Below are 22,333 nucleotides of genomic sequence, written 5' to 3'. Positions count from 1 at the left end.
GATCTGCGCGCAGATCGCCGAGACCGAGGCCGCGCTGGGCAAGCATGGTGGCGCGGCGTTCACCGCGGTGCAAGCGCAACTGGCCAAGGGGCGCGCGGCGCTGGAGGGCGTGGTGGCGTTCGTCGTGGCCAATGCCAAGTCGGATCCCAATGCCGTGTTTGCCGGCAGCGTGCCTTACCTGAAGCTCTGCGGCATCGTATTTTCGGGCTGGCAGCTCGGCCGCGCGATGCTGGCCGCGGATGCGAAGCGTAGCGAGGATCCGGCGTTCCACGACGCCAAGATTGCTACCGCGCATTTCTTCGCTGAGCACATCTTGTCGCAGGCGTCGGGCTTGCGCGATGCGGTCGTGGCGGGCGCGGCGCCGGTCAATGCGCTGAGCGAAGCGCAGTTCTGAGGTCCTCCCGATCCAGGCAAGAAAAAGGCGGCCACGCGGGGCCGCCTTTTTTATCGCGCGTTGGAACAGTGCGCGGGTCAGGCCGTCGCGTGACGCGGCGCGGCGTGCGTTCTCGCCGGCTTGAGATAACGCATGACCGATAGGTCGTCCGCGCGGATCGCCGGCGCGGTGCCGGACACCAGGTCCGACAGCAGCTTGCCCGAGCCGCAGGCCATGGTCCAGCCCAGCGTGCCGTGGCCGGTATTGAGCCACAGTCCCTTGAGCGGCGTGGGGCCGACGATGGGGGTGCCGTCCGGCGTCATCGGGCGCAGGCCGGTCCAGAAGCTGGCGCGGCTGACATCGCCCGCGCCCGGGAACAGGTCTGTGACCACATGCTCCAGCGTGCGGCGCTTGGCCGGGTCGAGCGAGCGGTCGTAGCCGACGATCTGTGCCATGCCGCCTACGCGGATGCGATCGTCGAAGCGCGTGATCGCCACCTTGAACGTTTCGTCGAGCACGGTGGAAACGGGGCTGCGGTCCGCATTGGTCATCGGCACCGTGAGCGAGAAGCCCTTGAGCGGATAGACCGGCAGGTTCGACAGGCCCGGCAGGACGTTCTTCACGAACGGCGTCGACCAGCTACCCAGCGCTACCACGACCAGGTCGGCCAAGACGGGCTGGCCGCCAACCATGGCGCCGGTAACGGCATCGCCCTTGGTCAGCAGCCCGTCGATGGAGCGGTTGTAGTGGAACTGCACGCCCAGGCCCTCGGCCATGGCGGCGAGTTGCCGGGTGAACAGCTGGCAGTCGCCGGTTTCATCGTTGGGTAGCCGCAGGCCGCCGCTCAGCTTGTGGCTGACGGCGGCCAGGGCCGGTTCGCTGGCGGCGAGTTCCTCGCGCGATAGCAACTGGTAGGGCACGCCGGCTTGTTCCAGCACGGCAATGTCCTTGGCGGCACCGTCGAGCTGCTCGGCGGTGCGGAAGAGTTGCAGCGTGCCTTGCTGGCGGCCTTCGTAGGCGATGCCGGTATCGGCGCGCAGGGCCCGGATGCAGTCGCGGCTGTACTCGGCCAGCCGCACCATGCGTTCCTTGTTGACGGCATAGCGCTCGGCGCTGCAGTTCATCAGCATCTGCCACATCCATTGGAGCTGGAACAGCGTGCCGTCCGGCTTGATGGAGAGCGGGGCGTGCTCCTGGAACATCCATTTGATGGCTTTGAGCGGCACGCCGGGCGCGGCCCAGGGCGATGCATAGCCCGGGGAGATCTGGCCGGCATTGGCAAAACTGGTCCCAAGCGCGGGCGCGGCCTCACGGTCGATCACGGTGACTTCGTGGCCGGCACGGGCCAGGTACCAGGCGCTGGTAACGCCAATTACGCCACTGCCAAGAACGAGAACACGCATAGTTGGAGGCTCGCAACCAAGAAATAGAATGGATAAAGTATTTACATCTATACTATTGAAATATTGGTAGTCATAGTTGTCGTAATTTTCAGGGAAACAGGAAGAACTAATGAGAACAAGTCGTCAGCCCGTGCGCAGCCTGGACCGGCTGGATCGGAAGATCCTGGCCTTGCTCCAGGCGGACGGGCGCATGTCGATGAAGGAACTGGCGGAAGCGGTCGGACTGACCATCACGCCATGCATCGAGCGGGTCAAGCGCATGGAGCGCGACGGCGTCATCATGGGCTACTACGCGCGCCTGAATCCCGCGCTGCTCGGCAGCGGCCTGCTGGTGTTTGTCGAGATCTCGCTGGGCAATAAATCCGGCAATATGTTCGAGCAGTTTCGCCGCGAGGTGTCGCGCATCCCGGAGGTACTAGAGTGCCATCTGGTTTCGGGCGATTTCGACTACCTGATCAAGGCCCGCATCCGCGAGATCGGCGAGTATCGCCGCCTGCTGGGCGACATCCTGCTGCAGTTGCCGGGCGCCGCGCAGTCCAAGAGCTACGTGGTGATGGAAGAGATCAAGGAAACGCTGGCGATCGCGGTCGACGAGAAGGCCCCGCACGCCTGAAACCGCGCTGGCCTGCTGTATCTCGCAACACGGCCTAGAACAGCGACATCTGCGGCGCGGCGCTCGCCCGGGAAAAATGCTCGGTGGTCAGGGGATGGCGCTCGGCGTTAAGCCCGAAGCGCTGGCAGGCGAGCTTGAAGCGCTTGCGCAGCAGTTCGGCAAAGATGCCCGTGCCGGTCATGCGCGTGCCAAACCGGGAGTCGTAGGCCTGGCCCCCGCGCATTTGCGCGACCAGGCTCTCCACATGCCGGGCGCGCAGCGGATGGTAGGTGGCCAGCCACTCGGAGAACAACTGCTCCACCTCGCGCGGTAGGCGCAGCAGGATATACGCCGCCGTTTTCGCCCGGGCCTTGGCTGCCGCCTCGAGGATGGACTCCATTTCCGGATCGGTCAGGCTCGGAATGACCGGCGCCACCATCACCCCCACCGGAATGCCGGCCTTGCTCAGGGCCGCGATGGCGGCCAGGCGGCGCGCCGGCGCGCTGGCGCGGGGCTCCAGCGTGCGGGCGATCTCATTCTTGAGCGACGTGACGGACATATGGACCCGGACCAGGTTCTTGGCCGCCATGCGCTGCAGGATGTCGATGTCGCGCGTGACCACGCCCGACTTGGTCGTGATGGCCACCGGATGGTTGAACCGCTCCAGCACTTCCAGGACGCCGCGCGTGATCTTGAGATCCCGCTCGATGGGCTGGTAAGGGTCGGTATTGGCTCCCAGCGCGATTACCGTCGGTACATAGTTGCGGTGAGCCAGCTCGGCCTCGAGCAGGGCGGCGGCGTTGTCTTTTGCGTACAGGCGGGTTTCGAAGTCGAGGCCCGGCGAAAGCCCCAGATAGGCATGGCTGGGCCGGGCATAGCAATAGATGCAGCCATGCTCGCATCCGCGGTACGGATTGATGGACGCGTCGAACGGCAGGTCTGGCGACTGGTTGCGCGAAATGATGCGCTTGGCCTTCTCCGTGAAGACAATGGTCTGGATCTGGGGTGTCTCTGGCTCATCGAAGGCTTGGGACTCGTCGGCGACCCGCTCGCGGGTCCAGGCGTCGAACCGGCTGACATCGTTCGAGCGCGCCGCCCGGCCTTTCAGCGGGCTGGAGGAGGGAGGTTGGGTCGTCACGTCGGCGGTCCTGCGGCTACGGTTGGTACTGTATATTTATACAGTGTTTCGCGTAAACAGCCAAGGCGTGTTTTTACCGGGCCGAAGAGGCAGAAGAGGCTGAATAGGCGGAAGACCTGCCTAGGGGCAGTCCCAGTAGGGTGGGGAGCCGAAGCGCGCGGCAAAGAAATCGATAAACGCGTGTGTCTTCGCGGGGACCTGGCGACGGCTGGGATAGACCGCCCAGATCGACACGGCGGGCAGCACCGGGTAATCGGGGAGCACGCTGACCAGCGCACCGCTGCGCAAGTGGGGGCCAACATCCCAGGTGGACTTGAGCGCCAGCCCCATGCCAGCCAGGATCGCATCCCGGATAACTTCGCCATTGTCCGTGCGCAGGTTGCCGCTGACCGCCACCGCGGTCTTGCCCAGCGCCGTGTCGAACTGCCAGGAGGCCTGGTCGCCCAGCACGATGCAATTGTGGTTGCGCAGGTCTTCCGGGTGCCGGGGCGTGCCGTGCGCGGCGAGATAGGCGGGCGAAGCGCAAACGGTGCGATGGCTCGGGGCCAGGGGGCGTGCTACCAGGGATGAGTCCGGCAACGCGCCCATGCGCAATGCCACGTCAACGCCGGCCTCGACCAGGCCGATCACCTGGTCGGTCAGGCGCAGGTCCAGTGTCAGGCCGGGATAGGCAGCGAGGAAGGCGGGAATGGCCGGCGAGACGTGCTGGCGGCCGAAGGAGGCGGGCACTGTGACCCGCAGCTGCCCCTGGGGCGCTTGCGCGCCGTGGCCTACCGACTGCGCGGCCTGGTCGGCCGTGTCGAGCAATTGCGCGGCATGTTCGAGGAAGCGCTCGCCCTCGCCGGTCAGGGAGATGCGGCGCGTGGTCCGGTGCAGCAGTCGCGCGCCGAGTTGCTGCTCGAGTTGCGCCAGGCGGCTGCTGGCCGAGGATGTAGACAGCCCGAGATCGCGCGCCGCGGCAGAGAGGTTGCCCAGCGACGCTGCGCGCACGAACACGGCGATGTCCAGCAGGTCGAAGTGCATCGGCGCTGGGGCGCGGGGCCTGGGGCTTACTGCGACAAGGCGCGCGCGGCTTCGACCTGGGATTCGAAGAAGGTCTGGAAACTGATGGCCAGGCCCGCCATCAACAGGCCCGTACCGATCAGCAGGGACAGGATGACCAGGATCACGACGGGCCAGCCCGAACGAGTCGGCGTGCCATGCGGGTTGAAGCGGGCATCCCATTTATCGTCGGGGCGCAGGCCATACACGATGGCCGCCAGGAACGCGCTGATTACCGACGTGCCGCCGGCAATGGCGAAGGTCCAGTTCAGGGCCGGCGAGCCCGCGCCCGTCTGCATCGACATGATGCCGATGACCCCGGCGAGTGCCGCCAGCAGGTGCGCCCAGGCAAATTTATCGCGCAAGCCACCTAGGTAGAAGCGATGCAGGCCCACGGTGCCGAACAGGAAGGCCAGTGCGACCGTGATCAGTTTGGATTTGCCCTGAAGCGGCTTGGGGGTAGCGGGGGCTGAAACTTGGGTGGCGGCAGGCATGGGGCGACAGCTAGGTTAATGGCCGGCAGGGGCGGCCGACGCAAACTCAGGTGAGTGCCAGTCAGGCTGGCGTCGGCGCTCATTGTACGCTGGCGGAAAACGCGAGCGGACGCCGGCCGAGCAAGGCAGGAGGCTACACGCGTCGGACGAGCAATACCCGCGAGAGTTCCTTTCGCGGCACATCGTCGAGGAGGGGGAAGCAAGGCGGAGCGCTGATCGCCGCGGGCAGGGCAATCAGCCAGAAAGAAAAGTGGGGAGGGGGCCGGCGTGCCTAGCGGCCGCCGTCTCGTCCGCGCGCTTGCCAGCCCGGGCCCATGCCGGAGCTGCGCTGCTCGCCGCGCCCGTTGTCGCCTTGCATATTGCGATCGGGCTGCCGGTTGCGTTCATCGCCGCGTTCCTGGGGCGGCTGGGGGCGGCCATTCAGGCGGTCATCGGCGCGCGCGCGGGCTTCCATTCGTTCGATCTGGGCCCGCACATGGTCTTGCCGTTCAGCGCGTACGCTCGCCATCGCCCATGCGCCCTGGCCAGGCTGGCTTTGCGCATTGCTCACATTCCGGCCTTCGGGCCGGCTATGTTGCCAAAACGCGACCTGTGCATGGCTGACAGCAGTGAGGCCGAGCAAAGAAACGGCCAACAGGATGCCAGCCACCGAGTCGCGCAGGAGGGTGCGGGGGAGCATGCGGAATCCCAGTATCCTGTCGCGTGGTGAGGTTGTTCGAGATATGGGTTCATGGTACGCACGCGTCTTCGGCGCGCCTATGCTAAAGCCGTTACCGGTGTAACGGATTGTTTCGCTACTGTCCCGAGAGCCGCGCCGTATCCCGAGCGCGGCAAGGGTTCAGGGTGCGTAGCGGATGCGATATACCGCGCCCGCCATGTCGTCGCTGACCAGCAGTGAGCCGTCCAGGGCAACCTGGACATCGACGGGCCGGCCCCAGGGTTTGTCGCCCTGCAGCCAGCCTTGCGCGAACACCTCCTGGCGCACCGCCTGGCCGCGCTCGTTCAGCACCACTCGGACGATGCGGTAGCCGATCGGCTTGGTTCGGTTCCAGCTGCCGTGCTCGGCAATGAAAATGTTGTTGCGGTATTCGGCGGGGAATTGCGTGCCGGTATAGAAGCGCATGCCGAGCGCGGCGACGTGGGCGCCCAGCTTTGCCACCGGCGGCTCGAACTCGGAGCAGGCGCGCTGCTTGCCGAACTCCGGGTCGGCAACGCTGCCGGCGTGGCAGTACGGGTAGCCGAAGTGCTGGCCGGCCCGTGTCACCCGGTTGAGCTCGTCGTCGGGCACATCGTCCCCCAGCATGTCGCGCCCGTTGTCGGTGAACCAGAGCTGGCGGGTGGCCGGGTGCCAGTCGAAGCCCACCGAATTGCGCACCCCCTTGGCCACGACCTGCAAGTCGGTGCCGTCGGGCTTCATCTTCATGATGTTGCCGTAGCGGTTTTCGTCGGGTGCGCAGATATTGCAGGGGGCGCCGACCGGCACATAGAGATAGCCATCCGGGCCAAAGGCGATAAACTTCCATCCATGATGCGTTTCAGAGGGGAAGCGATCGCTTACCACAACGGGCTTGGGCGGGTTGTCCAGGCGGGCATCGATGTCATCCAGCCGGACGATCCGCGAGGTCGAAGAGGCGTAAAGCGCGCCGTCGCGGAAGGCCACGCCTACCGGCATGGTCAGGCCGGTGGCGACGGTCCTGATTTTCGGGGCGGGCGCCAGCGGGTTGCGGATTGCATACACCTTGCCTTCGCCGCGGGTGCCGACAAAGAGCGTGCCCCCCGGCGACAGGGTCATGCCACGTGCTTCCGGCACCTCCGCGCTCAGCAATTCGATGCGAAAGCCTGGCGGCAGCTGGATCTGCTCCAGAGGCAGGGCGGCATTGGCATCGGGGCTGAGCCAGATCGCTGCCACGGACGCCGCGAAAGTGCTCGCGAGCAGGGTCCGGAAGCTGCGAATGTGAAGGTGAAAACGCATGGCGCGCTCTCCTGTCGGGGTTTTCACCACGATGCCTGTGGCCGGGTGTCGCGTCAATCGCTCTAAGTGTTTGTTTGGCCTCGGAATTTGGTCTATACTCTTGCGTTTCGTGTTCGAACATCAAGTTTTCTGAGGAATCAAACCCATGGTCGTAATCCGTCTGGCTCGCGGTGGCAGCAAGAAGCGCCCCTTCTTCAATATCGTCGCTGCTGACTCGCGTAATCGTCGCGATGGCCGTTTCATCGAGCGTATTGGTTTCTACAATCCCCTGGCTTCGGCAAGCGAAGAAGGCCTGCGTCTGGTGCAAGACCGCCTGACGTACTGGACCGGCGTTGGCGCCCAGCTGTCGCCGACGGTTGCCCGTCTGGTCAAGCAAAACGCCGCCAAGGCTGTAGCCTGATAGTTGTGACGCGCGTTTCGCGACGCGTGGCAAACGACACGTGACAGAACGCAAGCAAGGCGCCCCGGCGCGGCGGCCACTCAACGTGCCGCTCGAGCCCTCGGCCCGGCGCGAGGCCGGTGAGCAGGAAAAGCCCAGTCTCAATCGCGGCGCAACCGGGTTGCCGGCGGCGCTGGCGTATACCGATAAGCTGCCGGACGACCTGATCGAGGTCGGTTATGTCGGCGCGGCTTATGGAATACGGGGCTGGATCAAGGTCCAGCCGCATGCCGACGATGCGAGCGCGCTGTTGCACGCGCGCCGCTGGTGGCTGTTGAAGCCGCCGCCAACCGGCCTGGCTGGCGCAGCGGATGCCGTTGCCTCCGAGGCCTTGTGCGTGAAGATCGTGCAGTCCCGCGAGCACAGCGGTACCGTGGTGGCCCAGGCGAGCGGCGTGTCCGAGCGCAACCACTCGGAAGCGCTCAAGGGTCGCCGTGTCTGGATTCGTCGCGAGGATTTCCCCGCGCCGGATGAAAATGAATTCTACTGGGTCGATCTGATCGGCTGCGCCGTGTTCAATGAGCAGGGCGAGTCGCTGGGCGAAGTGTCCGGGCTGATCGACAACGGTGCGCACCAGATCCTGCAGGTGGCGCATGCCTTGCCCGATGGCAAGGCGGGTGAGCGCCTGATTCCCTTTGTCGACGCATTCCTGCGCTCGGTCGATATTTCGGCCCGGCGCGTGGTGGTGGACTGGGGCCTGGATTACTGAGCGGGCCCGAGCTGGTGAATGCGCGGGCGCTTGGCCGGCGATGGCCGGTGGGCGAGTGTTGGGCAAGTAAAGGGAGAGGCGGATGCAGTTCGACGTAATCACGCTGTTTCCCGAGATGTTCCGCGCGCTGACCGACTGGGGCATTACCAGCCGGGCGGCAAAGCAGCAGCGCTACACGCTGCGCACCTGGAATCCACGCGACTTCACCAGCGACAACTACCGTACCATCGACGATCGCCCCTATGGCGGCGGCCCTGGCATGGTGATGCTGGCCAAGCCGCTGGAAGATGCCATCGACGCGGCGTGTTCCGCCCAGCAGGCGGCGCAGTCTGAGCCGGTACGGCCGCACGTGGTGCTGATGTCGCCGCAAGGCGCGCCGCTGACACACCAAAAAGTGATGTCGCTGGCGCAGCGCCCCGGCCTGGTGATGCTGTGTGGCCGCTATGAAGCGATCGACCAGCGCTTGATCGAGAGACGGGTCGATGAGGAAATCAGCCTCGGCGATTTCGTGCTGTCGGGCGGCGAGTTGCCGGCCATGGCCGTGATTGACGCGGTGGTCAGGCATTTGCCGGGTGTACTGGGCGACGCCCAGTCGGCTGTCCAGGACAGCTTCGTCAACGGGCTGCTGGATTGTCCGCACTACACGCGGCCGGAAGAATACGAAGGTGTGCGGGTGCCCGATATCTTGCTCGGGGGCCATCATGCCGAGATCGAGAAGTGGCGGCGCCAGCAGGCGCTGGCAAATACTGCGAAGAAGCGCCCCGATCTGATCGAGGCAGCGCGCAGTCAAGGGTTGCTAAGCCGGGTCGACGAGAAATTCCTGTCGGCATGGCTGGCGAAAGAAGGGCGGGAGCTCGCTCCCGCCAAGTGAAACCCCATCCTCTGCCGGGGCCCAGGCCATGCCTGGGGCATACAACGTCGGCATGATGGACAAGGAGAAGAAACGATGAACATCATCGAGCTGATCGAGAAAGACGAAATCGCGCGTCTGACCGCGAACAAGACCATCCCCGCATTCGCGCCCGGCGACACCGTGATCGTCAGCGTGAACGTGGTGGAAGGTAGCCGCAAGCGCGTCCAGGCTTATGAAGGCGTCGTGATTGCCAAGCGCAATCGTGGCCTGAATTCGTCCTTCATCGTGCGCAAGATTTCGTCGGGTGAAGGCGTGGAACGTACGTTCCAGCTGTACTCGCCGCTGATCGCCGCGATCGAAGTGAAGCGCCGTGGCGACGTCCGCCGCGCCAAGCTGTACTACCTGCGTCAGCGTTCGGGCAAGTCCGCGCGGATCAAGGAAAAGCTGGCATACAAGTCGGCACCGGCCAAGGCTGCTGCCAAGGCTGCTGCTCAGTAAGGCGCCAGTTGCCGCGATCGGCTTGCCGGTCGCAGCTGCGCAAAAAGGGCACCCTCGGGTGCCCTTTTTGCGTCTCGGCGTGCCACGTTTGCCGCGTCGCAGCACAAACGTTTTGGCTGGCTTCTGTCATACTCGCAACGATTATGCGTCCTGCCTTCGATCCCGAATCCCTCCCCATCGTCGCCACCGATACCCGGCACCCCCCGCTGGCCGACGTGCGCCTGCAGCCGGAGTTCATCCGCCACCGGCTCCAGTCGCCGCCTGCCTGGGACCCCGAGCTGACCGATGAGTCGCGCGCCTATGACCGCAGCCTGAAGCTGCGCGATGCAGCCGTGCTGGTACCGTTGGTGGAGCGAGAGGATGGGCTCACCGTGCTGCTGACCGAGCGCAACGCCAACCTGAGCGCGCACGCGGGGCAGATCAGTTTCCCGGGTGGGCGGCACGAGGCGTTCGATATCGACCGGACTGCCACGGCGCTACGCGAAACCGAGGAAGAGGTGGGGCTGGCGCGCGATTATGTGGAAGTGCTGGGTAGCTTGCCCGACTACATCACTGGCACCGGCTTCCATGTGAGCCCGGTGGTGGGCCTGGTCCGCGACGGTTTCACGCTGCGCCCCGACGCGCGCGAGGTTGCCGATGTGTTCGAGGTGCCGCTGGGTTTCCTGATGGACCCGTCGCATCACCAGCAGCGCCTGTTCCGCTGGGTGGACGGCGAGCGGCTGTTCTACGCCATGCCGTTTCCGCGCGAGGATGGCGGCCACCGGTTTATCTGGGGCGCCACTGCCGGCATGTTGCGCAACCTCTACCACTTGCTGGCAGCCTGAGGGCTGCCCTCGCGCTCAGGCGGCTGCAGCCGCCGGCTCGATGTCTTCCCCGATGCAGTGCGGGCAGCTCTTGCCCACCACGTAGTGCGGGCTTTGCTGTTCCTCGGCGGTGACCACGGCGCGGCAGGCAAAGCACTGCTTGGGGCCGGCCGGTTCCAGGCTGGGGTTCAGCGCGGTGCGGTAGTCAAAGACGAAGCAGTCGCCCTGATAGTGGCTGCCGCCGACTTCCTCGAAATACTTCAGGATGCCGCCCTCGAGCTGGTAGACGTGCTCGATGCCGGCTTCCTGCATGTGGATGGCGGCTTTCTCGCAGCGAATGCCGCCGGTGCAGAACGACACGATGGTCTTGCCTTCGAACTCCGCCTTGTGCGCGGCGATGGCCGGCGGGAAATCGCTGAACTTGGCGATGTCGTAGTCGACCGCCTGCTCGAACGTGCCGACCGCGACTTCAAAGGCATTGCGTGTATCCAGCATCACCACCGGGCGGCCGGCATCGTCGTGGCCCTGGTCCAGCCAGCGCTTGAGCTCGACCGGCTTGACTGCCGGCGCGCGGCCCGCCTCGGGGCGGATCAGCGGCATCTTCATGGTGATGATTTCTTTCTTCTCGCGCACCAGCATGCGTTTGAAGGGCTGGTTCTCCGACAGGCTTTCCTTGGGCTCGATATCGGCAAAGCGCGGGTCGGCGTGCAGCCAGCCGACGAAGCCGTCGATGGCCTCGCGCACGCCGGCCAGGAACAGGTTGATGCCTTCCGGCGCGAGCAGGATCGTGCCCTTGAGCCCGTGTGCTTCGCAGCGCGCGCGCATTTCCGGGCGCAAGACCGGGATGTCGTCCAGCGAGACGAATTTGTAAGCGGAGATGTTTACGATCTGCATAGGTGGCGCGCAACGGGCCCGCGCCGTATGAGTGCGCGGTAACTGCCTGATTGGAAAGGCGAAATTATAGCGCCTTGCAGGCCTCGTGCCGGGCTTTTCCGAGCGCTCGGCTCGGTCTTGCCATCGGGTGCGTGGCGCAAAGAAGGCAGGCGAGGGCATGCCGAGCCGGTACAATTACGGCCATGTCTGCACCTCGCTTCGTTCATCTCCGTCTCCATTCCGAATACTCCGTCGTCGACGGCATCGTGCGCCTGGACGATGCCGTCAAGGCTGCGGCCGCCGATGGCATGGGCGCGCTCGCCCTGACCGACCTGGCCAATGCCTTCGGCCTGATCCGCTTCTACAAGGAAGCGCGCGGCGGTGGCGTCAAGCCCGTGGTCGGCGCCGACGTCTGGCTCACCAACGCCGACGATCGCGACAAGCCGGCGCGGCTGCTGCTGCTGGTCCAGGACCGGATTGGCTATCTCAACCTCTGCGTGCTGCTGTCGCGCGCATGGCTTTCCAACCAGTACCGCGGCCGCGCCGAGATCGACCCGGCCTGGTTCGACGAAACCGGCGAAGAGGGCCAGCCGCTGGCTACCGGCCTGATTGCGCTGTCCGGCGCCATGGGCGGCGACATCGGCATGGCGCTGGCCAACGGCAACGATGCGGCTGCGGCGCAGGCTGCCGCGCATTGGGCCAAGGTGTTCCCGCAGCGTTTCTACATCGAGTTGCAGCGCGCCGGCCTGCCTGGCACCGATGCTTATGTGCAGCAGGCGGTGCAGCTGGCGGCCAGGATGCGCCTGCCGGTGGTGGCAACGCATCCGGTGCAGTTCATGACGCCCGACGATTTCACCGCGCACGAGGCTCGCACCTGCATCGCCGAAGGGGAGTTGCTGGCCAACCCCCGCCGCGTGCGGCGCTTCACCACCGACCAGTATTTCAAGACCCAGGACGAGATGTGCGCGCTGTTCGCCGACATCCCGTCCGCGCTGGAAAACGCGGTGCAGATCGCGCGCCGCTGCAATCTCACGCTGGAGCTGGGCAAGCCGCGCCTGCCGCTGTTTCCCACGCCCGACGGCATGTCGCTCGACGACTACCTCGTGCACCTGGCCAAGGAAGGCCTGGAAAAGCGCATGGCGGTACTGTTCCCCGACGAAGCCGTGCGCGAGGCCAAGCGCCCCGAGTACTACGCGCGGCTGGAGTTCGAGACCGGCACCATCATCAAGATGGGCTTCCCCGGCTACTTCCTGATCGTGGCGGACTTTATCAACTGGGCCAAGAACAACGGCGTGCCGGTTGGCCCGGGACGGGGCTCCGGCGCCGGTTCGCTGGTGGCCTATGCGCTCGGCATTACCGATCTGGATCCGCTCAAGTACGCGCTGCTGTTCGAGCGGTTCCTGAATCCGGAACGGGTTTCGATGCCCGACTTCGACATCGACTTCTGCCAGCAGGGTCGCGATCGCGTGATCACGTACGTGAAGGAGAAGTACGGCCACGCCGCGGTATCGCAGATCGCCACCTTCGGCACCATGGCCGCCAAGGCGGCGGTGCGCGACGTGGGCCGCGTGCTGGACCTGGGCTACGGCTTTGTCGACGGCATCGCCAAGCTGATCCCCTTCAAGCCGGGCAAGCTCGTCACCATCGAGGAAGCCAAGAAGGAAGAGCCGCTGCTGACCGAGCGCGAGAAGAATGAAGAAGAAGTGCGCCAGTTGCTGGAGCTGGCGCAGCGCGTGGAAGGCATGACGCGTAACGTCGGCATGCACGCCGGTGGCGTGCTGATCGCCCCGGGCAAGCTGACGGACTTCTGCCCGCTCTATACGCAGGGCGCGCAGAACGACGGCATGAGCGGTGTGGTCAGCCAGTACGACAAGGACGACGTGGAAGCGGCCGGCCTGGTCAAGTTCGACTTCTTGGGCCTGACCACGCTGACCATCCTGGACTGGGCCGAGCGCTATATCCGCCGGCTCGACCCGTCCATGGCGGACTGGAACTGCAGCCACATCCCGCTCGACGACAGCAAGGCATTCGACATCCTCAAGACGGCCAACACTGTCGCGGTGTTCCAGCTGGAAAGCCGCGGCATGCAGGGCATGCTGAAGGACGCCAAGCCTGACCGCTTCGAGGACATCATCGCGCTGGTGGCGCTCTACCGCCCGGGCCCGATGGACCTGATCCCCAGCTTCTGCGCCCGTAAGCACGGCCGCGAGAAGGTGGAGTACCCGGACCCGCGCGTCGAGCCGGTGCTCAAGGAGACCTACGGCATCATGGTCTACCAGGAGCAGGTGATGCAGATGGCGCAGATCATCGGCGGCTACTCGCTGGGCGGCGCCGACTTGCTGCGCCGCGCCATGGGCAAGAAGAAGGCCGAGGAAATGGCCCAGCACCGCGAGCTGTTCCGCGAGGGTGCGGCCAAGAACGGCCTGACCGCCGAGAAGGCGGACGATACCTTCGACCTGATGGAAAAGTTCGCGGGCTACGGCTTCAACAAGTCGCACGCGGCCGCTTACGCTTTGCTGGCCTACTACACGGCCTGGCTCAAGGCGCACCATCCGGCCGCGTTCATGGCAGCGAATATGTCGCTCGCCATGGACGATACCGACAAGGTCAAGATCCTTTTTGATGACTGCAAGCTCAACAAGCTCCAGGTGCTGCCGCCTGACGTCAACGCCAGCGAATACCGCTTCGCGCCGACCGATGCCAAGACCATCCGCTACGGCCTTGGCGGCATCAAGGGTTCGGGGCAGGGCGCCATCGAGGACATCCTGCGTGCCCGCGAGGAAAAGCCCTTTGCCGACCTGTTCGATTTCTGCGAGCGCGTCGACCGCCGCCAGGTCAACCGCCGCACCATCGAGGCGCTGATCCGCGCCGGCGCCTTCGACAGCCTCAACGACAATCGCGGCCAGTTGCTGGCCTCGGTGTCGCGCGCCATGGAAGCCGCCGAGCAGAAGGCCGAATCGGCCAACCAGGTGTCGCTGTTCGACCTGATGGCCGACGCTGGCGAATCGCACCGCCCCGAGCTGGTCGACGAGCCGGCCTGGGCGCCCAAGCGCATGCTGCAGGAAGAAAAGCAGGCGCTGGGCTATTATTTCTCCGGCCACCTGTTCGACGCCTATCGCGACGAAGTCGGCCACTTCCTCAAGGGCACGCTGGCCGGCCTGGAAAAGGAAGTGCAGGGCAACGGCGGCGGCTACGGCCGCGACGTGCGCGGCAAGGTCATCGCCGGTGTCATCACCGGCATGCGCACCCAGATGACGCAGCGCGGCAAGATGCTGATCGTCTTGCTCGACGACGGCACCGGGCAGGTCGAGATGACGGTGTTCAACGAATTGTTCGATGCCAACCGCCATATGTTCCGCGAGGACGAGATGGTCATCGTGCAGGGCAATGCCCGCCACGACACCTTTACCGGTGGCGTGCGCTTCACCGCCGAATCGGTGATGGACCTGGTGGCGGCGCGCGCCAAGTACGCCGAGGCGGTAGGCCTGGCGTTCAACGGCAATGCCTCCACCGAACTGCTGCGCGAGTTGCTTACGCCCTACCTGGCGAACGTGGCCAATACGCCCGGCGTGCCGGTGCGCGTGAGCTACGCCACCACCGGCGCGCGCTGCGAGGCGGAGCTGGGCCGGCAGTGGCTGGTCACGCCATCCGACGATGCCCTGGCAAGCTTCCGCACGGCCCTGTCTGGCGAGAATGTCCGCATGCTGTACGGCTGACCCGGGCTTGCCGGCGGGGCGGCAACGGCATAGCGCCGCCCTGGCCGGCTTTGCTGCCGTCCATCTTCGTCTTTCCATGGATCACACAAGCCCCGCATGGCCAAGCAACGCATCCTCTTCCACCTGACCCACTTCCTGCGCGGCGGCATCGAGACCTCGCTGGTATCGCTGCTGGCCTCGCTGGATCGAGAGCGCTTCGAGATCGGCCTGACGCTGACCTATCCGACCGAGGCGCTGGAGACGCATTTCCGCGCGATGTTGCCGCCGGACGTCAAGATCCATGTCCTCGCGCCGGAGGCCTGGCTCTCGCGCTGCCGGCAACTGAAAAAAGCCGGCAGGCTGGGCCCGCTGGGCAAGATCTATGAAGAAGTGCTGTTGCCACCGCTGCGCAAGCCGCTGGTCAACCGGCGCTTTCGCGGCATCGCACGGGACTATGACCTGGTTATCGACTACGACATGTCGCTCTCGCGGCTGACCGGCCGCCTGCCGGTGCCGATGATCGGCTACCAGCATTTCAGCGTGGCCCACCTGGAGCGCGAGAACCGTCGCAAGCTGCGCAAGCTGAGGCGCCAGTGCCGCGAGCACTATGACCGCATCGTGGTGCTCAACGACAGCATGCTGGCCGACGCGCGGGCGCTGATTCCCGAGGCCGCCGACAAATTCATCCGCCTGTACAACGCCACCGACCTCGATCGCATTCGCGCGCTCGGCAAGGCGCCTTTCACCCCGCTGGCTTATCCCTACATCGTTTCGGTGGGGCGGCTGGAGGAAAGCCAGAAGGATTTCACCACGCTGCTGCGGGCCTACGCGGCGCTGGTCAGGGGCACGGGCTTGTGCGAGCGGCTGGTGCTGGTGGGTGACGGCGCTTCGCGCGGCCGGCTCGAAGCGCTCGCGCGCGAGCTCGGCATCAGCGAGCGCGTCAGCTTTGCCGGCTTCCAGGCCAATCCCTATGCGTGGATCCACCATGCTCGGCTGATGGCGTTCAGCTCCAAGATGGAGGGGCTGCCCAATGTGCTGCTCGAAGGCATGGCGCTGGGCCAGTTGGTGGTGAGCACCGATTGCCCGGTGGGCCCGCGCGAGATCCTGGCCGAGGGCAAGGCCGGCCTGCTGACGCCGGTTGGCGATGTGCCGGCGCTGGCGGAGGCGATCCGCCTCGGGCTCGAGGACGCGCCGCTGCGCGCCCGCCTGCTGGCCTATGCGGCGGTCCACATCGAGCAGATGGGCTTCGGCCCCACCTCGGCGGCCTTCAGCGCTTGTGTCGAGGAGCTGCTGGGTGCACCTCAGGCAGGGGCGGCAGCCCCTACCGTGGCGGCACCTGCTGCTCGCTCGTCTGCTGCAGGTACCACAGCTTGATGTATTTGTAATAGCTGGCCTGGCCATTCATCAGCGCCACGCCGAGCCCCTGCGCGCCGTCCAGGAAGCCGCGGCGCAGCAGGTAGGTGCGCAGGAATGCCCAGGCGCCATGCAGCACGGCGCTGGCGGGCGACGCCGTCTTGCCGCGGGCAAATCCCTGCTGGGCGCCCAGGCTGGAGTATTTGTCGATCTTTTGCAGCACCTGCGAGAAATCGTCATAGGTGTAATGCAGCAGCGGCGAATTGAGCCTGCCGACCGGCGCATCGGCTACCACGCGCTCGTGCACGAGATCGTCGGTGAAGCGGGCGCGGCCACGGCGGAACAGCCGTGTGACGTAGTCGGGGTACCAGCCGCCGTGGCGGATGAAGCGGCCGCAAAAGCGCGACAGCCGAGGCACCTCGTACGCATCGGACTGGCCGGATGCCACCGCGGCGAGAATCTCGTCGCGCAGCTCGGGGGTGACCCGTTCGTCGGCGTCGATGGAGAAGATCCAGTCGCCGTCGGCCTTCGATACCGCCAGGTTTTTCTGGGCGCCGAAGCCGGGCCAGTGCTCGGTTTCGAAGACCTCCGCACCCAGGCTTCGGGCCAGCTCGACCGTGCCGTCCCGGCTACCTGAATCCACTATAATCGCGCGGTCGCACCAGGACACGCTTTCCAGGCACTCCCGGATGTTATGTGCCTCGTTTTTTGTAATTAGTACGACTGAGATTCTCATAGAGCTTGTTTATGATGTTCCGTGCCGGAAAAGTGACCGCTTTTACCAATGCGCTAGTTCTGGCATTCCCAATCCTGCTACTGTGCGTGCCGAAGGGCGCCGGCATTTTCCTGGGCGCCATCTTGCTGCTGGCGTTGATTGTCCATCGCGGCATGGGGCCCACGTTATCGCAGTATCGCGCCACGCTGTGCCCCATCGGGCTCGCTATTCTAGCTTTGGTGCTTGTCTTCCTGGGTTCCAAGCTCTATTTTCACGTCCCCTGGAACGTGATGGATAACCCTTCACGCATCCTCCTTTTGTTGGTGACATGCCTGGTTATCCTCAAAATCGCGCCAGACCCGCAGCGGATCTGGCGTGGTATTACGATCGCTTTGGCGATGAGCCTAGTGGTTGTCCTGTTCCAGTACTGGGTCCTCAACGATCCACGGCCGTCGGCCTGGACCCAGGCCATTGCGTTCGGGAACATGGTTGCCGCATTGGGGCTGATTGGCTTCGTGCGGCCTGGGACCAGCCGCAAGTCGCATCTGGTTGCCTGGCTAGACCTGGCTCTCGCGGGTTCGGTGCTGATTGTGAATGGCACGCGCGGCGCTTGGCTGGCATTGTTTATCACGATGATCCCGCTGCTCTTTGTTCGCTACCCGAGCATGAGGCCGGCGAAGTTCTTTGGCGCCGTGGTGCTCATCGCTGCCTTGGCTGCGGGATTCTATCTGGTGCCTGGCAGCCCCGTCGCGCAGCGGGTCGACCTTGTGCGGGGACAATGGGAGCAGTTCCAGCACGGGAATACCGAAACGTCGGTGGGTGCACGGTTGAAGCTCTGGCAAATGGCGCTGGAATCGATCCACTTGCATCCATGGCTTGGCGTCGGGGTCGGACAGTTCGCGCGTATCCCTCAATCTTCCATCTTCTGCAAGGAGCATGGGTCGTCTGACGTTTGCACCCTTGAGCACGCGCACAATGATGTCCTCGAGGCCGCAGCGACAATGGGCATGCCGGGCATGCTGGCATTGCTGGGCTTGTTTCTGGTCCCTGGTGTCCTGTTCTGGCGGTTGCTAGGCGTATGCAGGCGCAACGCCAATCCCCTTGGCGTCAGCTTGTGCGCTTCCGGCATCGGCGTCGTCATGGCCAGCCTGATCAGCGGCCTGACCCAGGTGACGATGGCGCACCAGGCAAATATCGTTTTTTATGCCGGCGTGATCGGGCTGTTGCTCGGGCTGGCCGCGGTACAAGCAAAGTATCCCCGCGCCGACGGGGTGGAGAAAACGTGAAAGTCCAAGAACAAAATGCGCCCCCCGCACAGGAAGCCGACACCCTGAAGCGAGTCTGGTCCTACCTGCGCCCGGAAATGCGCGTCTTCATCGTCGCCATCATCGCGATGGCGGCTGTGGCGGGCGCCGAAGGGATCATGCCCAAGGTCGTCAACGACCTGCTCGACAACGGTTTCGGCGGGGCCTATGCCGGCAAGCTTTGGCACGTGCCGGCCCTGCTGATCGGCGTGGCACTGGTACGCGGGGTGGCGCAGTTCGCTTCCGGCTACCTGCTCGCCCTGATCTCCAACCGGGTGCTGCTGAAGATGCGCATGCAGATGTTCCAGCGCATGCTGCATGCGCCCGCGCTGTTCTACCATCGCAACACCGCGGCGTCGCTGATCAATGCGGTGATCTTCGAAGTCAACCAGGTCATGCAGATCCTGACTGGCGTGCTGATCACCCTGGTGCGCGACTCGCTCACCGTGCTGGCGCTGCTCGTCTACCTGTTCTATACCAACTGGAGCCTGACGCTGGTGGTGGCGGTGATCCTGCCGGTCATCGGTTTTGTCATGGCCAAGGTCAATCGCCGCCTGCGCCGCCTCAATCGCGATCACCAGGCGCTGACCAACACCGCGGCCTACGTGGTCGAGGAAGCCGCCGGTGGCTACAAGGTGGTCAAGCTGCATGGCGGCGAGGCGTATGAGACGTCGCGTTTCGCGGCCATGGCCGAGCGCCTGCGTGGCTATTCCATGCGCATGGCAGTGGCGGGCGGGCTGAACCAGCCCGTCACGGCATTCCTGGCGGCGCTGGCGTTGTCTGTCATCCTCACCATCGCGATGATCCAGTCGCAGTCCAACCACACGACGGTGGGCAGCTTCACCGGCTTTGTGATGGCGATGCTGCTGCTGGTCTCGCCGCTCAAGCACCTGACCGACCTGAACCAGCCGCTGCAGCGCGGCCTGACTGCGGCCGAGATGATCTTCGGCCTGATCGACGAGCCGGTCGAGCCGCAAGACGGCGGCCTGCCGCTCGAGCGCGCGCGTGGCGAACTGGTGTTCGAGAAGGTGGGCTTCCGCTACGGCGAGGCCGCCCGCCCGGCGCTGGACAACATCAACTTCAACGTCAGCGCCGGTGAAGTGGTGGCGCTGGTGGGGCCGTCGGGCAGCGGCAAGACCACGCTGGTCAACCTGGTGCCGCGCTTCTTCGACCCAACCGAGGGTCGCATCCTGCTGGACGGCAGGACCATCGACGCGTTCTCGCTGCAGGACCTGCGCCGCCAGATCGCCTTTGTCAGCCAGGACGTGGTGCTGTTCAACGACACGGTTGCCGCCAACGTGGCCTATGGCGTGCATCCGGCGACGCAGATCGACATGGCGCGTGTCGAGCGCGCGCTGGCCGCCGCTTACCTGACCGATGTGATCAAGGGCCTGCCGCAAGGTCTCGAGACCAATATCGGCGACAACGGCATGAAGCTGTCCGGCGGCCAGCGCCAGCGCATGGCGATTGCGCGCGCGCTGTACAAGGACGCGCCGATCCTGATCCTCGACGAAGCCACCTCGGCGCTCGACTCGGAATCCGAGCGCCAGGTGCAAGCCGCGCTGGAGGCCCTGATGGTCGGCCGGACCACGCTGGTCATCGCGCACCGCCTGTCGACCATCGAGAACGCCGATCGCATCGTGGTGCTCGACCACGGGCGGGTAGCGGAGCACGGCAGCCACGCCGAGCTGCTCTCGTCCGAGGGGCTCTACGCCGGGCTGCACAAGATCCAGTTCGCCACCCAGTAAGCCGGCGCAGCCAGCTGAATTCCCGCTGCCCGCGGCAGCCAGCGCGGGCGGTTCATGCGCAGTGCATCGAGGGGGACACCCCCGAAGGAGACCACCATGACCGCATCGCCACCCCCGCTGAGCCGTTACCCGGTTCCCGCCATCGCGGACCTGCCCGAGGACATCCGGGCTCGCATCCTGGAAGTCCAGGACAAGGCGGGCTTCGTGCCGAACGTGTTCCTGACGCTGGCCCACCGGCCGGATGAGTTCCGCGCCTTCTTCGCCTACCACGATGCGCTGATGCTCAAGGAAGGCGGCCTCTCCAAGGGTGAGCGCGAGATGATCGTGGTAGCCACTTCGGGCGCCAACCAGTGCCTCTACTGCGTGGTGGCGCACGGCGCCATCCTGCGCATCTACGAGAAGAAGCCGACGCTGGCCGACCAGGTGGCGGTCAACTACCGCAAGGCCGACATCACGCCGCGCCAGCGCGCGATGCTCGATTTTGCCCTCAAGGTCTGCGAGGCCTCGGCCGAGGTTGGCGACGCCGATTTCGCGGTGCTGGCCAAGCATGGGTTCAGCCATGAGGACGCCTGGGATATCGCTGCCATCACCGCCTTCTTCAGCCTTTCCAATCGCATGGCGAACACCATCAGCATGCGGCCGAACGAAGAGTTCTACCTGATGGGGCGCGTGCCGAAGGCTAAGTAGCGCCTCTGGATGCACGCATGGTGGGCGCCTGCCGCGCCCACCTCCTTGTTCCACTTCTCTCGATCCGCCCGTCGCCTTGAATCCCGTCTCGCTCTTCTTTGCCCAGGCCTGCCTGGTGGTCGGCACGCCGTTCCTGCTGTGGCGCGGGCTGCGCATCGGCAGCATCGTGCCGCTGGTGGCCATGCAGATCGTGGGCGGCATCCTGCTCGGGCCGTCCCCTGCTTGGCGCGTTGTGGCCGCAAGGCTGGCAGGCCCTGTTCGGGCCGGCGCAGCTAGCCGCGCTCTCCGGGCTGCAATGGCTGGCGGTGGTGCTGTTTGCCTTCCTCTCCGGCTTGCATATCGGCGGCGCGCAGCAGCAAGGGATGCGGCGCATTGCGATGGCGGCCGCGCTGGGCAACGTGCTGGTGCCGTTCGCGCTCGGCACGGCAGCCGGGGCCTGGCTGGCCTACGCTACGCCGGGTGCAGTCGGGCAAGCGGCATCCGCCTGGCAATTCGCCTTCGCCGTGGGCGTTTCCATGGCGGTAACGGCACTGCCGGTGCTGGGGGCGATCCTGCGTGAAATGAAGCTGTCCGACTCCGTGCCCGGCCAGCTGGCGGTCGGCTGCGCCGGCTTCAGCGATGCGGCCATCTGGCTGGTGCTGTCGGCCATCCTCGCCAGCGCAGGCCGTTCGTCGTCCTACGACTTCCTGCGCCTGGCGCTGCTTGGACTCGCCTACGTCGGTGCGATGCTGTGGCTGGTACGTCCGCTGCTGGCGCGCATGCTGCCGCGGATGGCCGCCGTTGATGCGCGCCTGGCGCTGGTCGCGGTGCTGATCTTCGGCTCGGCGCTGATCTCCGAATCGATCGGCCTGCACTACATCCTCGGCGGCTTCCTCGCGGGCGTCGTGCTGCCGCGCGATGCGGCCGGCGAGCTCCGGCGCCAGCTCGAGCCTGCCACCGTAGTGGTCCTGATGCCGTTCTTCTTTCTGATGACCGGGCTGCGTACCGACATCGCCATGGGTGGCGAGGAGACCCTGCTGGTGTTCGGCCTGTGCACCGTGGTCGCGGTGGCCAGCAAGGTGGTCGGGACCGCATTGCCGGCGCGCCTGGCCGGCCTGCCGCGGCGCGAGGCCTGGATGCTGGGCGCGCTGGTGCAGACCAAGGGCCTGATGGAAGTGGTGGTGCTGGGCATCTTGTTAGAGGCAGGGCTGATCGGCATGACGGCCTTCTCCGGCCTGCTGCTGATGGCGCTGGCCACCACCGTGCTGGCCAAGCCGCTGACACGCGCGGCCGCGCGCCTGCGCGAGCGCTGAGCCGCGCTTGCCGTCACCAGCCGGGCAGCGCTAGCGGATCTGCGCGCACGCGCCGCTGCGCGGGTCGAACAGCACCGGCCAGGCCTGCTCATAGATGCCCGGGGTGCAATGCTGCTCGCAATGCGCATGCGCCAGCGTGACGCGCCGCGGGTCCTGCCAGACCATCAGCGTGCAGCCGCTGCCATCGATCGCCCGCAGTTCGATATGCGGGGTCTTGCGCACCTGGCGGAACTCCGTGAGATCGAAATGGCAGGAGCCATGCCGGCCCACCCACAGCTTCCAGCTCAGGCTGCGCACATCGTTGCTGGCCACCCGCATATGCGCATCCTCGCGAAAGCCGTCTTCCTCCGT

General features: G+C 65.5%; 21 protein-coding genes and 1 pseudogene. 13 read left to right on the top strand and 9 right to left on the bottom strand.

Features of this window, described 5'->3' with window-relative positions:
• The coding region (locus ACYP5B_RS17000) for an acyl-CoA dehydrogenase C-terminal domain-containing protein (protein ID WP_459570472.1) at positions 1-394 on the top strand (394 nt) is incomplete at its 5' end.
• 77 nt (positions 395-471) lie between these two features.
• On the opposite strand, the gene ACYP5B_RS16995 is transcribed toward ACYP5B_RS17000, so the two are convergent.
• A complete protein-coding gene (locus ACYP5B_RS16995; protein WP_400092532.1) occupies positions 472-1,776 on the bottom strand; it encodes a D-amino acid dehydrogenase in 1,305 nt (434 codons plus the stop codon).
• Between the two features lie 109 nt (positions 1,777-1,885).
• On the opposite strand from ACYP5B_RS16995, the gene ACYP5B_RS16990 reads away from it, so the two are divergent.
• The gene (locus tag ACYP5B_RS16990) at positions 1,886-2,389 is read left to right on the top strand and encodes an Lrp/AsnC ligand binding domain-containing protein (RefSeq protein ID WP_006158394.1); all 504 of its coding nucleotides are present in this window, start codon (positions 1,886-1,888) and stop codon (positions 2,387-2,389) included.
• 34 nt (positions 2,390-2,423) lie between these two features.
• On the opposite strand, the gene ACYP5B_RS16985 is transcribed toward ACYP5B_RS16990, so the two are convergent.
• The 5 genes from ACYP5B_RS16985 to ACYP5B_RS16965 form a co-directional block, all read right to left on the bottom strand.
• The gene (locus ACYP5B_RS16985) at positions 2,424-3,506 is read right to left on the bottom strand and encodes a PA0069 family radical SAM protein (RefSeq protein ID WP_459570471.1); all 1,083 of its coding nucleotides are present in this window, start codon (positions 3,504-3,506) and stop codon (positions 2,424-2,426) included.
• A 120-nt stretch (positions 3,507-3,626) separates the two neighbouring features.
• A complete protein-coding gene (locus ACYP5B_RS16980; protein WP_459570470.1) occupies positions 3,627-4,529 on the bottom strand; it encodes a LysR family transcriptional regulator in 903 nt (300 codons plus the stop codon).
• Positions 4,530-4,555: 26 nt separating this feature from the next.
• Positions 4,556-5,041: an NINE protein gene (locus tag ACYP5B_RS16975; RefSeq protein WP_459570469.1), complete on the bottom strand. Its 486-nt coding sequence runs from the start codon at positions 5,039-5,041 to the stop codon at positions 4,556-4,558.
• Positions 5,042-5,312: 271 nt separating this feature from the next.
• Complete coding sequence (locus ACYP5B_RS16970; RefSeq protein ID WP_400092537.1) at positions 5,313-5,720, bottom strand: hypothetical protein; 408 nt, start codon at positions 5,718-5,720, stop codon at positions 5,313-5,315.
• Positions 5,721-5,879: 159 nt separating this feature from the next.
• Positions 5,880-7,013, bottom strand: a complete 1,134-nt coding sequence (locus ACYP5B_RS16965) for a PQQ-dependent sugar dehydrogenase (RefSeq protein WP_459570468.1) — start codon at positions 7,011-7,013, stop codon at positions 5,880-5,882.
• Positions 7,014-7,158: 145 nt separating this feature from the next.
• On the opposite strand from ACYP5B_RS16965, the gene rpsP reads away from it, so the two are divergent.
• The 5 genes from rpsP (at position 7,159) to ACYP5B_RS16940 (ending at position 10,336) form a co-directional block, all read left to right on the top strand.
• On the top strand, positions 7,159-7,413 hold the full coding sequence (rpsP, locus tag ACYP5B_RS16960; protein ID WP_006158390.1) for a 30S ribosomal protein S16: 255 nt from the start codon (positions 7,159-7,161) through the stop codon (positions 7,411-7,413).
• Positions 7,414-7,573: 160 nt separating this feature from the next.
• Positions 7,574-8,161 (top strand): ribosome maturation factor RimM, encoded by a 588-nt coding sequence (gene rimM, locus ACYP5B_RS16955; protein ID WP_318233421.1) that lies wholly within the window; start codon positions 7,574-7,576, stop codon positions 8,159-8,161.
• Positions 8,162-8,243: 82 nt separating this feature from the next.
• Positions 8,244-9,032, top strand: a complete 789-nt coding sequence (gene trmD, locus ACYP5B_RS16950) for a tRNA (guanosine(37)-N1)-methyltransferase TrmD (RefSeq protein WP_459570467.1) — start codon at positions 8,244-8,246, stop codon at positions 9,030-9,032.
• 75 nt (positions 9,033-9,107) lie between these two features.
• The gene (rplS, locus tag ACYP5B_RS16945) at positions 9,108-9,512 is read left to right on the top strand and encodes a 50S ribosomal protein L19 (protein WP_267605883.1); all 405 of its coding nucleotides are present in this window, start codon (positions 9,108-9,110) and stop codon (positions 9,510-9,512) included.
• Between the two features lie 143 nt (positions 9,513-9,655).
• On the top strand, positions 9,656-10,336 hold the full coding sequence (locus ACYP5B_RS16940; RefSeq protein ID WP_400092542.1) for an NUDIX hydrolase: 681 nt from the start codon (positions 9,656-9,658) through the stop codon (positions 10,334-10,336).
• Positions 10,337-10,351: 15 nt separating this feature from the next.
• On the opposite strand, the gene ACYP5B_RS16935 is transcribed toward ACYP5B_RS16940, so the two are convergent.
• On the bottom strand, positions 10,352-11,209 hold the full coding sequence (locus ACYP5B_RS16935) for a sulfurtransferase (protein WP_459570466.1): 858 nt from the start codon (positions 11,207-11,209) through the stop codon (positions 10,352-10,354).
• A gap of 182 nt (positions 11,210-11,391) precedes the next feature.
• Between ACYP5B_RS16935 and dnaE the strand changes: the two genes are divergently transcribed.
• A complete protein-coding gene (gene dnaE / locus ACYP5B_RS16930; RefSeq protein WP_400092545.1) occupies positions 11,392-14,904 on the top strand; it encodes a DNA polymerase III subunit alpha in 3,513 nt (1,170 codons plus the stop codon).
• 96 nt (positions 14,905-15,000) lie between these two features.
• The gene (locus ACYP5B_RS16925; RefSeq protein ID WP_400092547.1) at positions 15,001-16,257 is read left to right on the top strand and encodes a glycosyltransferase; all 1,257 of its coding nucleotides are present in this window, start codon (positions 15,001-15,003) and stop codon (positions 16,255-16,257) included.
• Here the strand turns inward: ACYP5B_RS16925 and ACYP5B_RS16920 are convergent.
• On the bottom strand, positions 16,205-16,972 hold the full coding sequence (locus ACYP5B_RS16920) for a glycosyltransferase family 2 protein (RefSeq protein WP_400092549.1): 768 nt from the start codon (positions 16,970-16,972) through the stop codon (positions 16,205-16,207). The two genes, ACYP5B_RS16925 and ACYP5B_RS16920, sit on opposite strands and share 53 nt — an antisense overlap.
• Before the next feature lie 11 nt (positions 16,973-16,983).
• Between ACYP5B_RS16920 and ACYP5B_RS16915 the strand changes: the two genes are divergently transcribed.
• From ACYP5B_RS16915 to ACYP5B_RS16900, 4 genes are all read left to right on the top strand, one after another.
• Positions 16,984-18,237, top strand: a complete 1,254-nt coding sequence (locus tag ACYP5B_RS16915) for an O-antigen ligase family protein (RefSeq protein ID WP_459570465.1) — start codon at positions 16,984-16,986, stop codon at positions 18,235-18,237.
• On the top strand, positions 18,234-20,003 hold the full coding sequence (msbA, locus tag ACYP5B_RS16910) for a lipid A export permease/ATP-binding protein MsbA (RefSeq protein ID WP_400092552.1): 1,770 nt from the start codon (positions 18,234-18,236) through the stop codon (positions 20,001-20,003). Before ACYP5B_RS16915 ends, msbA begins: the two co-directional genes overlap by 4 nt.
• A 96-nt stretch (positions 20,004-20,099) precedes the next feature.
• Positions 20,100-20,690, top strand: coding sequence for a peroxidase-related enzyme (locus ACYP5B_RS16905; protein ID WP_459570464.1), 591 nt, complete (start codon positions 20,100-20,102; stop codon positions 20,688-20,690).
• A gap of 230 nt (positions 20,691-20,920) precedes the next feature.
• A complete protein-coding gene (locus ACYP5B_RS16900; protein ID WP_459570463.1) occupies positions 20,921-21,982 on the top strand; it encodes a cation:proton antiporter in 1,062 nt (353 codons plus the stop codon).
• Positions 21,983-22,012: 30 nt separating this feature from the next.
• Here ACYP5B_RS16900 and ACYP5B_RS16895 read toward each other — a convergent pair.
• Positions 22,013-22,333: pseudogene (locus tag ACYP5B_RS16895) on the bottom strand (hypothetical protein); the annotation flags it as partial.

It is taken from the genome of Cupriavidus sp. 8B, from assembly GCF_054589115.1.
The sequence above is the reverse complement of the archived record's forward strand: the minus strand, read 5'-3'. Positions and strand labels throughout refer to the sequence as shown.

What these genes read in the sequence shown, in the direction of transcription:
- trmD (WP_459570467.1), top strand. Translation starts at nt 8,244, where the DNA reads ATGCAGTTCGACGTAATCACGCTGTTTCCCGAGATGTTCCGCGCGCTG.
- ACYP5B_RS16940 (WP_400092542.1), top strand. Translation starts at nt 9,656, where the DNA reads ATGCGTCCTGCCTTCGATCCCGAATCCCTCCCCATCGTCGCCACCGAT.
- ACYP5B_RS16965 (WP_459570468.1), bottom strand. Translation starts at nt 7,013, where the DNA reads ATGCGTTTTCACCTTCACATTCGCAGCTTCCGGACCCTGCTCGCGAGC.
- rplS (WP_267605883.1), top strand. Translation starts at nt 9,108, where the DNA reads ATGAACATCATCGAGCTGATCGAGAAAGACGAAATCGCGCGTCTGACC.
- ACYP5B_RS16980 (WP_459570470.1), bottom strand. Translation starts at nt 4,529, where the DNA reads ATGCACTTCGACCTGCTGGACATCGCCGTGTTCGTGCGCGCAGCGTCG.
- ACYP5B_RS16905 (WP_459570464.1), top strand. Translation starts at nt 20,100, where the DNA reads ATGACCGCATCGCCACCCCCGCTGAGCCGTTACCCGGTTCCCGCCATC.
- ACYP5B_RS16915 (WP_459570465.1), top strand. Translation starts at nt 16,984, where the DNA reads ATGATGTTCCGTGCCGGAAAAGTGACCGCTTTTACCAATGCGCTAGTT.
- rpsP (WP_006158390.1), top strand. Translation starts at nt 7,159, where the DNA reads ATGGTCGTAATCCGTCTGGCTCGCGGTGGCAGCAAGAAGCGCCCCTTC.
- ACYP5B_RS16990 (WP_006158394.1), top strand. Translation starts at nt 1,886, where the DNA reads ATGAGAACAAGTCGTCAGCCCGTGCGCAGCCTGGACCGGCTGGATCGG.
- ACYP5B_RS16975 (WP_459570469.1), bottom strand. Translation starts at nt 5,041, where the DNA reads ATGCCTGCCGCCACCCAAGTTTCAGCCCCCGCTACCCCCAAGCCGCTT.
- ACYP5B_RS16935 (WP_459570466.1), bottom strand. Translation starts at nt 11,209, where the DNA reads ATGCAGATCGTAAACATCTCCGCTTACAAATTCGTCTCGCTGGACGAC.
- ACYP5B_RS16925 (WP_400092547.1), top strand. Translation starts at nt 15,001, where the DNA reads ATGGCCAAGCAACGCATCCTCTTCCACCTGACCCACTTCCTGCGCGGC.
- dnaE (WP_400092545.1), top strand. Translation starts at nt 11,392, where the DNA reads ATGTCTGCACCTCGCTTCGTTCATCTCCGTCTCCATTCCGAATACTCC.
- ACYP5B_RS16970 (WP_400092537.1), bottom strand. Translation starts at nt 5,720, where the DNA reads ATGCTCCCCCGCACCCTCCTGCGCGACTCGGTGGCTGGCATCCTGTTG.
- ACYP5B_RS16995 (WP_400092532.1), bottom strand. Translation starts at nt 1,776, where the DNA reads ATGCGTGTTCTCGTTCTTGGCAGTGGCGTAATTGGCGTTACCAGCGCC.
- ACYP5B_RS16920 (WP_400092549.1), bottom strand. Translation starts at nt 16,972, where the DNA reads ATGAGAATCTCAGTCGTACTAATTACAAAAAACGAGGCACATAACATC.